At 58.5% G+C, this 14,279-nt stretch carries 8 protein-coding genes; 2 read left to right on the top strand and 6 right to left on the bottom strand.

What is annotated here, in order from left to right:
• Positions 1-50: 50 nt before the first annotated feature.
• The 3 genes from fusA to rpsL all read right to left on the bottom strand — a co-directional run bounded on the left by fusA (position 51) and on the right by rpsL (position 3,101).
• Positions 51-2,150, bottom strand: coding sequence for an elongation factor G (gene fusA, locus PR018_RS05495; protein ID WP_142822281.1), 2,100 nt, complete (start codon positions 2,148-2,150; stop codon positions 51-53).
• A gap of 30 nt (positions 2,151-2,180) precedes the next feature.
• A complete protein-coding gene (rpsG, locus tag PR018_RS05490; RefSeq protein ID WP_111220676.1) occupies positions 2,181-2,651 on the bottom strand; it encodes a 30S ribosomal protein S7 in 471 nt (156 codons plus the stop codon).
• Between the two features lie 78 nt (positions 2,652-2,729).
• Positions 2,730-3,101, bottom strand: coding sequence for a 30S ribosomal protein S12 (gene rpsL / locus PR018_RS05485; protein ID WP_003507760.1), 372 nt, complete (start codon positions 3,099-3,101; stop codon positions 2,730-2,732).
• Between the two features lie 506 nt (positions 3,102-3,607).
• On the opposite strand from rpsL, the gene PR018_RS05480 reads away from it, so the two are divergent.
• Together PR018_RS05480 and PR018_RS05475 are read left to right on the top strand one after the other, a co-directional pair.
• Complete coding sequence (locus tag PR018_RS05480) at positions 3,608-3,901, top strand: transcriptional regulator (RefSeq protein ID WP_142822280.1); 294 nt, start codon at positions 3,608-3,610, stop codon at positions 3,899-3,901.
• 161 nt (positions 3,902-4,062) lie between these two features.
• Positions 4,063-4,773, top strand: coding sequence for an acid phosphatase (locus PR018_RS05475; protein WP_142822279.1), 711 nt, complete (start codon positions 4,063-4,065; stop codon positions 4,771-4,773).
• 277 nt (positions 4,774-5,050) lie between these two features.
• Here the strand turns inward: PR018_RS05475 and rpoC are convergent, their stop codons facing one another.
• From rpoC to rplL, 3 genes are all read right to left on the bottom strand, one after another.
• Positions 5,051-9,259 (bottom strand): DNA-directed RNA polymerase subunit beta', encoded by a 4,209-nt coding sequence (rpoC, locus tag PR018_RS05470; RefSeq protein ID WP_142822277.1) that lies wholly within the window; start codon positions 9,257-9,259, stop codon positions 5,051-5,053.
• 189 nt (positions 9,260-9,448) lie between these two features.
• Positions 9,449-13,588, bottom strand: coding sequence for a DNA-directed RNA polymerase subunit beta (gene rpoB / locus PR018_RS05465; RefSeq protein WP_142822276.1), 4,140 nt, complete (start codon positions 13,586-13,588; stop codon positions 9,449-9,451).
• Between the two features lie 260 nt (positions 13,589-13,848).
• Positions 13,849-14,226: a 50S ribosomal protein L7/L12 gene (gene rplL, locus PR018_RS05460; RefSeq protein WP_142822275.1), complete on the bottom strand. Its 378-nt coding sequence runs from the start codon at positions 14,224-14,226 to the stop codon at positions 13,849-13,851.
• Positions 14,227-14,279: the final 53 nt, after the last annotated feature.

The following is a 14,279-nucleotide window of genomic DNA, read 5'->3' as shown; positions in this document are numbered from 1 at the left end:
ATCTCTTCCCGTACCGGGATTATTCTTGTTTCGGTCAATTGGTATTCCGGTTATTTCTGACCGGAATACTTTGCCTGGATTTCAGTGGCTACGTTCGACGGAACCGGCGAATAATGGTCGAAGGTCATCGTGTACTGCGCACGGCCCTGGGACATGGAGCGCAGGTTGTCGACGTATTTGAACATGTTCGCGAGCGGCACGTTGGCATTGATGACAACGGCAATACCGCGGCTTTCCTGGCCCTGGATCTGGCCACGACGCGAGTTCAGGTCGCCGATAACGTCGCCGACATAATCTTCGGGCGTAACAACTTCGACCTTCATCATTGGCTCGAGAAGCTGAGCACCGGCCTTCTTTGCTGCTTCACGGAAGCAGGCGCGGGAGGCGATTTCGAACGCGAGGACCGAGGAGTCGACGTCATGGAAGGCACCGTCGATGAGGGTAGCCTTGACGCCCAGCATCGGGAAGCCAGCCAGCGGACCGGACGACATAACGCTTTCGATGCCCTTCTGAACGCCTGGGATGTATTCCTTCGGAATAGAGCCACCAACGATCTTGGATTCGAACTTGAATTCGTCGCCATCAGGGTTCGGTTCGAAGACGATCTTGACGCGCGCGAACTGGCCAGTACCGCCGGACTGCTTCTTGTGCGTGTAGTCTTCCTCGTGCTTCTTCGTGATGGTTTCGCGGTAGGCAACCTGCGGCGCGCCGACGGTGGCTTCTACCTTGAATTCGCGGCGCATGCGGTCGACGAGGATGTCGAGGTGCAATTCGCCCATGCCGGCAATGATAGTCTGGCCCGATTCTTCGTCCGTCTTGACGCGGAAAGAAGGATCTTCAGCAGCCAGGCGGTTGAGCGCGAGGCCCATCTTTTCCTGGTCGCCCTTGGTCTTCGGCTCGATGGCGATCTGGATGACCGGCTCGGGGAATTCCATGCGCTCGAGGATAACCTGGTGCAGCGGATCGCAGAGCGTGTCGCCGGTCGTGGTTTCCTTGAGGCCTGCGAGAGCAACGATGTCGCCAGCGAAAGCTTCTTCGATGTCTTCACGGGAATTCGAGTGCATCTGCAGCATGCGGCCGATGCGCTCGCGCTTTTCCTTGACCGTGTTCATGACCGCGGTGCCCTTAGTGAGCTTGCCGGAGTAGATACGGGCGAAGGTGAGCGAACCGACGAAGGGGTCGTTCATGATCTTGAAGGCGAGCATCGAAAGCGGCTCTTCATCCGAAGGATGACGGGCGATTTCGGCTTCGGTCTTCACGTCGATGCCGGCGATCGACGGGATGTCGAGCGGCGAAGGCAGGTAGTCGACAACGGCGTCGAGCAAAGGCTGAACGCCCTTGTTCTTGAAGGCCGTGCCGCAGAACATCGGATGGAACTTGACGTCGATGGTGCCGCGACGAACGAGTTCGCGGATCTTCTCGTTGTCAGGCATGATGCCTTCGAGATAGGCTTCCGTAGCAGCTTCATCGATATCGACGACCTGTTCGATCATCTTTTCGCGATATTCCTGCGCCTTGGCCTTCATGTCTTCCGGAATCTCGGTGACATCCCACTGGGCGCCGAGCGACTCGTCGCGCCAGATCAGGGCGTTCATCTCGACCAGATCGATAACGCCGATGAAATCGCTTTCGGCGCCGATTGGCAGCTGCATGACGACAGCGATCGCACCCAGACGGGTCTTGATCATCTCGACCGAGCGATAGAAATCGGCGCCGGTCTTGTCCATCTTGTTGCAGAAGATCATCCGCGGAACATTGTACTTCTCAGCCTGACGCCAGACGGTTTCCGTCTGCGGCTCTACACCGGCGTTGGCATCGAGAAGAGCAATCGCACCGTCGAGTACGCGCAGCGAACGCTCGACTTCAATCGTGAAGTCGACGTGGCCGGGAGTATCGATGATGTTGAAGCGGCGGGTCTTGCCGTCGCGACCCTTCCAGTAGGTCGTGGTAGCAGCAGAGGTGATCGTGATCCCACGTTCCTGTTCCTGCTCCATCCAGTCCATCGTGGCTGCGCCGTCGTGAACTTCGCCGATCTTGTGCGACTTGCCGGTGTAATAAAGAATACGCTCGGTGGTCGTGGTCTTGCCGGCGTCGATATGCGCCATGATACCGAAATTGCGGTAGTCTTCGATTTTATATTCGCGAGCCATAATGGACTGCCTTTCGGATACCGTTCGAGATTACCAGCGATAGTGCGAGAACGCACGGTTGGCATCAGCCATCTTGTGCGTGTCTTCGCGCTTCTTGACGGCGCTGCCACGGTTGTTGGAGGCGTCCAGCAGTTCGCCCGAGAGACGGTCGACCATGGTGGTTTCGTTACGCTTGCGGGCAGCAGTGATCAGCCAGCGGATAGCAAGTGCCTGGCGGCGCTCTGGGCGCACGTCAACAGGAACCTGGTATGTCGCACCACCGACGCGGCGCGAACGGACTTCGACGTGCGGAGCGATGTTGTCGAGCGCAGAGTGGAACACGACGAGCGGGTCCTGCTTGGACTTGCCCTGTACGTTTTCGAACGCGCCGTAAACGATCGTTTCAGCGACCGACTTCTTGCCGTGCAGCATGATCGCATTCATGAACTTCGTAACGATCAGATCGCCGAACTTAGGGTCCGGGTTGATCTCGCGCTTTTCAGCTTTGTGACGTCTTGACATAGTTTTGTCTCTTCAAATGTTGCCGGCGCCTTATCACGCGGAGAACCTCGCGCAGCACCTTAAATTCTGAACCCGAAATTACTTCGGACGCTTTGCGCCATACTTGGAACGGCGCTGCTTGCGGTTCTTGACACCCTGGGTATCGAGAACGCCGCGGATGATGTGGTAACGAACGCCCGGCAAATCCTTTACGCGGCCGCCACGGATCATGACGACAGAGTGTTCCTGAAGGTTATGGCCTTCACCAGGAATGTAGCCGATGACTTCGAAGCCATTGGTCAGGCGGATCTTGGCAACCTTACGCAGAGCCGAGTTAGGCTTCTTCGGGGTCGTCGTGTAAACGCGTGTGCAAACGCCACGCTTCTGCGGGTTTTCCTGGAGTGCAGGAACCTTATTGCGCTTTACCTGTGCCTGGCGAGGCTTGCGGATCAGCTGGTTTACGGTAGGCATTCAACCATCCCTTAAAATCTTGTCTCAACACCCTTGCGGGCATAACATTCGCCGTTTCCGGCAGCACCACACGTATCGGTAATGCACAAAGCGTGGCCCGACCCGCTTTCACGGATGGACCACATCAAAGCAGAGGACGCCAGTCTATGGCGTCATGCGTGCGGAAAACCTGTATTCAACGTGCGTTTAGAACCTTGTTTGAGGTGATCTCCAGAGCGTGTCGCTCCGAACAGCCATGCCTCACATCTGTTCTGATGGGGCGGGTACTACTGGCTTCAAGGCCTTTCGTCAAGGCCGGACGCAAAATTATCTTGACGCGTCGCTCGCCAAACCCCTGGAAAGCAGCGCTTTAGAGGCCAATTATAGGGGAAATGCGGTTCCCGTGACAAGATAGACTTTGGCATGGCATCGAAAGCCTATAAGGAATCGACAACCAGCCGTGCACGCCAGGGCTACAGCAACCCTAGATTCGCAAGATCGAATCGACTCGCCTGAGGAACTTCCCGATGATCACCAATCCGGACAACGACAACAACTATGACGGCCCGATGGTTTTCATCATCATCGGCAAGGGCTACGAGACCGATGGCGGCGAAGGTGTCGAACTGCATGTCATGCTGCGGGCAGCAGACGACGACACCGCCGTGCGCGAGGCGCTGAACGCCCTCTCCGAAGAAGGCTTCGTCGAAGCCGATCTCGACCAGATCGGCATGCTCACGGAAGTCCCCACCGAGGAGCCCCACGCATCGGCCTACAACGGTGCGCTCGAAGGCGAAGTGGCGATTATCCGATTCAGGTGAATGCAATGGAGCCGGATGCGCTGAAGGTCCTGATTTAAGGGGCTATGCGTATCCTAGCGTCCGATCTATCTTGCCCGCTACCATCCCCCAACAAAACTGTCACACAGCTAAAACACTCCCTTGATACCTGCGCAGCGTGTCACTGCATCAGGGGAGCCACCATGCAACACTTTGCCAAGATCTGCGCCATCAGCCTTGCCTTCACCATCGGTATCGCCCTGCCCTCGTTTGCCGAGGATGCCAAGGCCAAGCCGTTTACCGACGCCACTGAGGTCAACCTCCTGGTGCTGCTACCACCGCCACCGGCCAATGACTCTGCCCAGATGAGGGCCGAGCTCGCCGAGATCCTGACCCTTCAGGTTACCCGCACACCGGAGCAGTCGGCTCGCGCCGTTGCCGACGCGGAGGAAAATGTCTGGCGCTTTGCCGATGTCATCGACAGCCCGAAGTTCACCAAGGAAAACCTGCCGAAGTTCACGGCCTTCTTCGATCGCATCGTCGAAACCGAAGGCGCTGTCACCGATCCCGCCAAGAAGGTCTGGAACCGCCCTCGCCCGCATCTCTACAGCGATCTCGTGCACCCGGTCGTGCCGCTGTCGAAGTCCGGCTCCTATCCATCCGGCCATACGACAATCGGCACCCTGATGGGGATCGTGCTTTCCAACATGCTGCCGGAAAAGAAAGCCGCGCTGATGGCCCGCGCCTGGGAATATGGCCATAACCGCATGGTTGGCGGTATCCATTACGCCACCGATATCGAAGCCGGCCGCATCTCCGGCACGGTCATCGCATCGACGATCATGACTCATGACGACTACAAGACGGAATTCGAAGCGGCCAAGGCCGAGTTGCGTACCGCGCTCGGCATGTGAGATAGCCGAAGTTTATGTGATTGGGCCGCCGGCAAACCGGGCAGCCCTTTCTTTTATCATCAGCACCGTCCGTCATCCTCGGGCTTGTCCCGAGGATCCAATCTACCGGCGATTTCAAATCATTGCAGATCCTCGGGACAAGCCCGAGGATGACGGCGGAGTTGGCCTGATACCCCAACGCTACCAATCTCTGCCGCGTCATTAAGCGAACACGAAAACGCAAAACACCGCCCGGATCGCTCCGGGCGGTGTTTTTGTGTCTGGACCCTGTCGCCGATTACTCGGCGGCTGGGGCCTTTTCGTTGAGGTTCTGCAGCATCGGCGTGGCGACGGCCGATCCGGAGCCCTTGCGGCGCTCTTCGAGGATCAGTTCGTCGCGCGCCGTGGCGATGCGGCGGATCTGCGTCATTGTACCACCGGTACCGGCCGGGATGAGGCGGCCGACGATGACGTTTTCCTTCAGGCCCTGCAGGCCATCGGTCTTGCCGGCGATTGCAGCCTCCGTCAGCACCTTCGTCGTTTCCTGGAAGGACGCGGCGGAGATGAAGGACGGCGTCTGCAGCGACGCCTTTGTGATGCCGAGCAGAACCGGATCGCCGTAAGCAGGCTTCTTGCCTTCCTCGATCAAGCGGTCGTTGTTGTCTTCCAGCTCGATACGGTCGACGTTGTCGCCGACGATATAGTGGCTGTCTCCCGCATCGGTGATTTCCACCTTCTGCAGCATCTGACGAACAATCACTTCGATGTGCTTGTCGTTGATGACAACGCCCTGCAGACGATAGACTTCCTGGATTTCGTTGACCAGGTACGAGGCAAGTGCCTCGACGCCCTTGATCGCCAGGATGTCGTGCGGTGCCGGGTTACCGTCGAGGATGTAATCACCCTTTTCGATGTAGTCGCCGTCCTGAAGATGGAAGGGCTTGCCCTTCGGGATCAGGTATTCGACTGGCTCGACGCCGTCTTCCGCAGGCTCGATGATAACGCGACGCTTGTTCTTGTAGTCGCGGCCGAGACGGATCGTGCCATCGATTTCGGCGATGACAGCGTGGTCCTTCGGACGACGGGCTTCGAACAATTCGGCGACGCGCGGCAGACCGCCGGTGATGTCCTTGGTCTTGGCGCTTTCCAGCGGCGAGCGGGCAAGAACGTCACCCTGGGATACTTTCTGGCCGGGCTCGACCGAAAGGATCGCATCGACGGAGAGGAAGAAGCGGGCATCCGTACCGCGGGGCAGTTTTGCAACATTGCCGCTGGCGTCCTTGATGACGATCGCCGGCTTGAGGTCCGAACCGCGTGGGGTCGAACGCCAGTCGATGACCTGACGCTTGGTGATGCCGGTCGCTTCGTCGGTGGCTTCCAGAACGGACAGACCGTCGACAACGTCTTCGAACTGAACCGTACCAGCCAGTTCCGTCATGATCGGACGTGTGTAGGGGTCCCACTCTGCGAGGCGCTGTCCACGACGAACCTTGTCACCGTCATCCACATAGATCTTCGAACCGTAGGCGACGCGCTGCGAGGAGCGCTCGACACCGCGTTCGTCAAGGATCTGGATCGTCATATTGCGGCCCATGGCGACGAGAACGCCGTCAGAGTTGCGCAGCATGTTGCGGTTCTTCAGCTGCGCCGTACCTTCGTAGGACGCTTCGAGGAACGACTGGTCGACCACGGTGGCCGTGCCGCCCAAGTGGAAGGTACGCATGGTCAGCTGGGTGCCTGGTTCACCGATCGACTGCGCGGCGATGACGCCGACAGCTTCACCGATGTTGACCGGCGTACCACGGGCGAGATCTCGGCCGTAGCAGACGCCGCAAACGCCCGTCTGGATTTCGCAGGTCAGGGCAGAACGAATACGGATCGACTGGATGCCGGCCTTTTCGATCTCGATGACATCTGGCTCGAGGATCATCTTGCCGGCATCGACGATGCGCTCGCCCGTGACCGGGTGATCGATATCGTCCAGCGCCGTACGACCGAGGATACGGGCACCGATGGAGGCAACCACCTGACCGGCATCGACGATGGCGGTCATGGTGAGGCCCGATTCTGTACCGCAATCGACGTGCGTGACGATGCAATCCTGCGCAACGTCAACGAGACGGCGCGTCAGGTAACCGGAGTTGGCTGTCTTCAGGGCGGTGTCTGCAAGACCCTTGCGGGCGCCGTGGGTCGAGTTGAAGTACTCGTTAACGGTCAGGCCTTCCTTGAAGTTCGAGATGATCGGCGTCTCGATGATTTCGCCCGAAGGCTTAGCCATCAGGCCGCGCATACCACCCAGCTGGCGCATCTGGTTCGGAGAACCGCGGGCACCGGAGTGGGACATCATGTAAATCGCGTTCATCGGCTTCTGGCGACCGGTAGCCTCATCGAACTCGACGGCCTTGATCCGGGCCATCATGTCTTCAGCGACCTTTTCGGTAGCCTTGCCCCATGCGTCTACGACCTTGTTGTACTTTTCGCCCTGGGTAATCAGGCCGTCATTGTACTGCTGTTCGTATTCCTTCACCAGGCTTTCGGTGTCACCGACGATCTTGGCCTTGGTTTCCGGAATGACCATGTCGTCCTTGCCGAACGAGATGCCGGCGCGGCAGGCGTGAGCGAAGCCGAGCTGCATGATACGGTCGCAGAAAATGACCGTGTCCTTCTGGCCGCAGTGACGATAGACCGTGTCGATCATCTTGGAGATGTTCTTCTTGGTCATTTCCTGGTTGCAGGTTTCGTAAGGAACCTTGAATGCCTTTGGCAGAAGTTCGCCGATGAGCATGCGGCCAGGCGTCGTTTCATAGATCTTAGAGTAAGGCTTGCCCTCTTCGTCGATCGACTTGAAGCGGCCACGCACCTTGGAGTGCAGCGTGACGACCTTGTTTTCAAGGGCATGATGCAGCTCGCCGAGATCCGAGAAGGCCATGCCTTCGCCCGGCTCGTTCTGGTTCATGATCGACAGATAGTAGAGGCCGAGAACCATGTCCTGCGACGGCACGATGATCGGTGCGCCGTTTGCAGGGTGCAGGATGTTGTTGGTCGACATCATCAGGACGCGTGCTTCAAGCTGGGCTTCCAGCGAGAGCGGCACGTGAACGGCCATCTGGTCGCCGTCGAAGTCGGCGTTGAAGGCCGTGCAGACGAGCGGATGCAGCTGGATGGCCTTGCCTTCGACCAGCATGGGCTCAAACGCCTGGATGCCGAGACGGTGAAGCGTCGGAGCGCGGTTCAAGAGAACCGGGTGCTCGCGGATGACCTCGTCGAGGATATCCCAGACTTCCGGCTTTTCCTTCTCGACCAGCTTCTTCGCCTGCTTGACGGTCGAGGAGTAACCCTTGGCGTCGAGACGGGCGTAGATGAACGGCTTGAACAGTTCGAGCGCCATCTTCTTCGGCAGGCCGCACTGGTGGAGCTTCAGTTCCGGACCGGTGACGATAACCGAACGGCCGGAATAGTCGACGCGCTTACCGAGAAGGTTCTGGCGGAAACGACCCTGCTTGCCCTTCAGCATGTCGGAGAGCGACTTCAGCGGACGCTTGTTGGCACCCGTGATGACGCGACCGCGACGGCCGTTGTCGAACAGCGCATCGACGGATTCCTGCAGCATGCGCTTTTCGTTGCGGATGATGATGCCAGGCGCACGAAGCTCGATCAGGCGCTTCAGGCGGTTGTTGCGGTTGATGACGCGGCGATACAGATCGTTCAGGTCGGAGGTCGCAAAGCGACCGCCGTCCAGCGGTACCAGCGGACGCAGGTCCGGCGGGATCACGGGAACGATCTTCATGATCATCCATTCCGGGCGATTGCCGGATTCCATGAAGTTCTCAACGATCTTGAGACGCTTCATCAGCTTCTTCTGCTTCAGGTCCGACGTGGTGTCGGCAAGATCCTGGCGCAGATCGCCGGCGATCTTTTCGAGATCCATGGATGCCAGCAATTCGAAGATGGCTTCGGCGCCGATCATCGCAGTGAACTGGTCTTCGCCGTATTCGTCAACGGCAAGCATGTACTCTTCTTCCGAGAGCATGTGATGCTCTTTCAGAGCAGTCAGGCCTGGCTCGGTGACGATATAGTTTTCGAAGTACAGGACGCGTTCAACGTCTTTCAACGTCATGTCGAGCAGCGTCGAGATGCGCGATGGCAGCGACTTCAGGAACCAGATGTGGGCAACGGGTGCAGCCAGTTCGATATGACCCATGCGCTCGCGCCGAACGCGCGACAGCGTGACTTCGACGCCGCACTTTTCGCAGATGATGCCCTTGTACTTCATGCGCTTGTACTTGCCGCACAAGCATTCGTAGTCCTTGATCGGTCCGAAGATCCGCGCGCAGAACAGACCATCGCGTTCAGGCTTGAACGTACGATAGTTGATTGTTTCTGGCTTCTTGATCTCGCCGTACGACCAGGAGAGGATCTTCTCCGGCGATGCGATGGAAATTCGAATTGAATCGAAGTTCTGTGCAGGCACCTGCGGATTGAAAAGATTCATGACCTCTTGGTTCATGCCTGTCTCCTTCTTGGGCGAAACGCCCCCAAATGCGATCAGTACCGGAAAATTCCCGGGAACCGGACTGACGCCTTAAAACGACAATAACCGCAGATTGCGGCGGAATCGTCCCTGCCAGGCCAAACGAAAACGTGATGGCGGAGGGACGATGCGCGCTGCCTAAGGCAGCGCGCACCTTATCGATTGTTATTCGGCCGCGTCCGGCAACTGCACTGGCTGCAGATCCTCGAGCTTGGAATTCTCCAGCTCGACGCTCAGACCCAGCGAACGCATTTCCTTGACGAGAACGTTGAAGCTTTCCGGAATACCGGCCTCGAAGGTATCGTCGCCACGGACGATCGCTTCGTAAACCTTGGTACGCCCGGCCACGTCGTCCGACTTCACCGTCAGCATTTCCTGCAGCGTGTATGCCGCACCGTATGCTTCCAGTGCCCAGACTTCCATTTCCCCGAAGCGCTGACCGCCGAACTGCGCCTTGCCACCCAGCGGCTGCTGGGTCACGAGCGAGTAAGGACCGATCGAACGGGCATGGATCTTGTCGTCGACCAAGTGGTTCAGCTTCAACATATAGATGTAGCCGACTGTCACCTGACGGTCGAACTGTTCACCTGTACGTCCGTCGTAAAGCGTCGACTGGCCGCTTTCCTTGAGACCGGCAAGACGCAGCATGTCGTTGACGTCGGCTTCATGGGCACCGTCGAATACAGGCGTTGCAATCGATACGCCGCGCTTCCACTGATCGGCCAGGCGAACGACGGACTCGTCGTCGTACTCCCTGACTTCGTCGCCCTTCGGACCAGAGCCGACGACGTCGTCGATCGTCTTGCGCAGCGGCGCGATATCGCCACCTGCCTTGTAGGCTTCCAGAAGATCGCCGATCTGGCGACCCATGCCGGCGCAGGCCCAACCCAGATGGGTTTCGAGGATCTGGCCAACGTTCATGCGCGACGGAACGCCGAGCGGGTTCAGCACGATGTCGACATGCGTACCGTCTTCGAGGAAAGGCATGTCCTCAACCGGCAAGATGCGCGAAACAACGCCCTTGTTGCCGTGACGGCCAGCCATCTTGTCGCCTGGCTGGATCTTGCGCTTAACAGCGACGAAGACCTTGACCATCTTCATGACGCCCGGAGGCATTTCGTCGCCGCGCTGGACCTTTTCGACCTTGTCCATGAAGCGCTGTTCAAGGCGCGACTTGGATTCGTCGTACTGGCCACGGAGCGCTTCGACTTCGCCCTGGATCCGCTCGTCCTCGACTGCAAACATCCACCACTGCGAGCGGGGATATTCGGAGATGACGGCGTTGGAGAGCTCGACGCCCTTCTTGAAGCCCTTTGGACCGGCAACCGACACCTGACCGCGCAGGTTTTCTATCAGGCGGCCGTAGACGTTACGGTCGAGGATCGCCTGTTCGTCGTCGCGGTCCTTGGCGAGACGTTCGATTTCTTCCCGCTCGATCGCCATCGCACGTTCGTCCTTTTCAACGCCGTGGCGGTTGAAAACGCGAACTTCAACGACGGTACCGTAGGTGCCCGGAGGCATCCGCATGGATGTGTCGCGAACGTCGGAGGCCTTCTCGCCGAAGATGGCGCGCAGAAGCTTTTCTTCCGGCGTCATCGGGCTCTCGCCCTTCGGTGTGATCTTGCCGACCAGAATGTCGCCCGGCGTCACTTCGGCACCGATGTAGACGATACCGGCTTCGTCGAGGTTCTTCAGCGCTTCTTCCGATACGTTAGGAATGTCGCGCGTGATTTCTTCCGGACCAAGCTTGGTGTCGCGCGCCATCACTTCGAATTCTTCGATGTGGATGGAGGTGAACACGTCGTCAGCAACGATACGCTCGGAAAGCAGGATCGAGTCTTCGTAGTTGTAGCCGTTCCATGGCATGAACGCGACGAGCACGTTCCGGCCGAGCGCCAGATCGCCGAGATCGGTCGAAGGACCGTCGGCCAGGATGTCGCCGCGGTTGACGACGTCACCAACGGTGACCAGCGGACGCTGGTTGACGCAGGTGTTCTGGTTCGAACGCTGGAACTTCATCAGGCGGTAGATATCTACGCCGGACTTCGAAGCATCGAGGCCTTCCGTAGCGCGGATAACGATACGTGTCGCATCCACCTGGTCGACCACGCCGCCACGACGGGCGCCGATGGCAGCGCCGGAGTCACGGGCAACGATCGGCTCCATGCCGGTGCCGACGAACGGAGCTTCGGCACGCAGCAGAGGCACGGCCTGACGCTGCATGTTCGAGCCCATCAGAGCGCGGTTGGCGTCGTCGTTTTCCAGGAACGGGATCAGCGCGGCAGCGACCGAAACCAGCTGCTTCGGCGAGACGTCCATCAAGTTGATGTTGTCGCGCGGAGCAAGCATGACTTCGCCGGCATGACGGCAAACCACGAACTCTTCGGCAAACGAGCCATCGGGGTTCATTTCGGCGTTGGCCTGGGCAACGTAGTACTTGGCCTCTTCCATGGCGGAGAGATAAAGCACTTCGAAGGTGACCTTGCCGTCGATGATCTTACGGTAAGGGCTTTCGATGAAGCCGTACTTGTTGACGCGGGCAAAGGTGGCCAGCGAGTTGATCAGACCGATGTTCGGGCCTTCCGGAGTCTCGATCGGGCAAATACGACCGTAGTGGGTCGGATGCACGTCGCGGACTTCGAAGCCGGCGCGCTCGCGGGTCAGACCGCCCGGTCCAAGAGCCGAGAGACGGCGCTTGTGGGTGATTTCCGAGAGCGGGTTCACCTGGTCCATGAACTGCGACAGCTGCGAGGAGCCGAAGAATTCGCGGACGGCAGCAGCGGCTGGCTTGGCGTTGATCAGGTCCTGCGGCATGACGGTGTCGATCTCGATCGACGACATGCGTTCCTTGATAGCGCGCTCCATGCGAAGCAGGCCGAGGCGGTACTGATTTTCCATCAATTCGCCGACCGAACGTACACGGCGGTTACCGAGGTTGTCGATGTCGTCGATTTCGCCCTTGCCGTCGCGCAGTTCGACCAGCATCTTGACGACTGCGAGGATGTCTTCCTTGCGCAGCGTGCGGACAGTGTCCTCGACTTCGAGGTCAAGACGCATGTTCATCTTGACGCGGCCGACAGCCGACAGGTCGTAACGCTCGCTGTCGAAGAACAGCGAGTTGAACATGGCTTCGGCCGAGTCCATTGTCGGCGGCTCGCCCGGACGCATGACGCGGTAGATATCGAACAGCGCATCCTGACGGTTCTCGTTCTTGTCGACCGAGAGCGTGTTGCGGATGTAGGCGCCGATGTTGATGTGGTCGATACCGAGAACCGGGATCTCGTTGAAACCGGCCTTGAGGATGATCGGCAGCGTCTTTTCGTCGAGTTCGTCGCCGGCTTCGAGATAGATCTCGCCGGTCTCGAAGTTGACGATGTCTTCGGCGAGGAAGTTGCCGTACAGCTCTTCGTCGGTCGCCTTGAGGGCCTTGAGGCCTTTCTCGGTCAACTGCTTGAGCAGGCGCGGGGTCAGCTTCTTTCCGCCTTCGACAACGACTTCGCCGGTGTCGGCATCGATCATGTCGGTGATCGTCTTGGCGCCTTTCAGCGTCTCGGCGATGAACGGAATGCGCCAGCCGTCGCCGGAGCGCTCATAGGTCGACTTGGTGTAGAAGGTCTCGAGGATTTCTTCGCCGTCCATGCCGAGCGCCATCAGCAGCGACGTTACCGGGATCTTGCGGCGACGGTCGATACGGGCGTAGACGATGTCCTTGGCGTCGAATTCGATATCGAGCCAGGAACCGCGATAAGGGATGACGCGGGCAGCAAACAGCAGCTTGCCGGATGAGTGGCTCTTGCCCTTGTCATGGTCGAAGAACACGCCTGGCGAACGGTGCATCTGCGAGACGATGACGCGCTCGGTGCCGTTGACGACAAAGGTGCCGTTATTGGTCATCAGGGGCATGTCGCCCATGTAGACCGACTGTTCCTTGATGTCCTTGATGGACTTCGCGCCCGTATCTTCGTCAATATCGAACACGATGAGGCGCAGCGTCACCTTCAGCGGCGCTGCGTAGGTCAGGTCGCGCTGACGGCATTCGTCGACGTCGAACTTCGGCGGTTCGAATTCGTACGAGACGAATTCAAGCATCGAGGTGCCGGAAAAATCAGTTATCGGGAACACCGACTTGAAAACCGACTGAAGGCCCTCGTCGGGGCGACCGCCCTTGGGCTCATCAACAAGCAAAAACTGGTCGTAGGATGCCTTCTGAACCTCAATGAGGTTCGGCATCTCTGCAACTTCAGGAATCTTACCAAAAAATCTGCGTACGCGCCTACGACCGTTGAACGAAAGGGTCTGAGCCATCGTCGCTCCTTCAAAATCTTGCATCCGGGCCTGCAACTGACGGGAACCGCTGGCCAGGCGATCCCGTCTATCAATGAGTGGTTCAATCTCGTCTCACATTCGAATGCGCAGGCGCGGATGCCGTGTCGTATTCGCCTGGAGACTATCCTCTTGAAGAACTCATTACCGAAAAGCCGAAGATGCGGCCCTTAGGTAAGGCGTTCAGAAAAAACGGCAAATGGGAGGCGGCACGAAGCCACCCCCCAAACGCAGTTTGAAGATTACTTAACGTCGACCTTAGCGCCGGCGTCTTCGAGCTTCTTCTTGATGTCAGCGGCTTCAGCCTTGTTGACGCCTTCCTTGACAGCCTTAGGAGCGGCTTCAACGAGGTCCTTAGCTTCCTTCAGGCCGAGACCTGTGATTGCGCGGACTTCCTTGATGACGTTGATCTTGTTCGCGCCAACGTCCGTGAGGACGACGTCGAACTCAGTCTTTTCTTCTTCGACGACAGCAGCAGCGCCACCGCCAGCAGCGGCTGCAGCAGCAACCGGAGCAGCAGCGGAAACGCCCCACTTTTCTTCGAGGAGCTTCGACAGTTCAGCGGCTTCGAGAACGGTCAGAGCAGAAAGGTCGTCTACGATCTTTGCGAGATCAGCCATGGTATAGTTCCTTTTTTATTCGGTTCGATCTGGTTTAATGTAACAGCGAAAAA

Origin of the sequence: Rhizobium rhododendri (assembly GCF_007000325.2) — a bacterium.
Classification (GTDB): Bacteria; Pseudomonadota; Alphaproteobacteria; order Rhizobiales; family Rhizobiaceae; genus Rhizobium; species Rhizobium rhododendri.
Note: the sequence above shows the minus strand (reverse complement) of the source record. Positions and strands in the feature narration are given on the sequence as shown.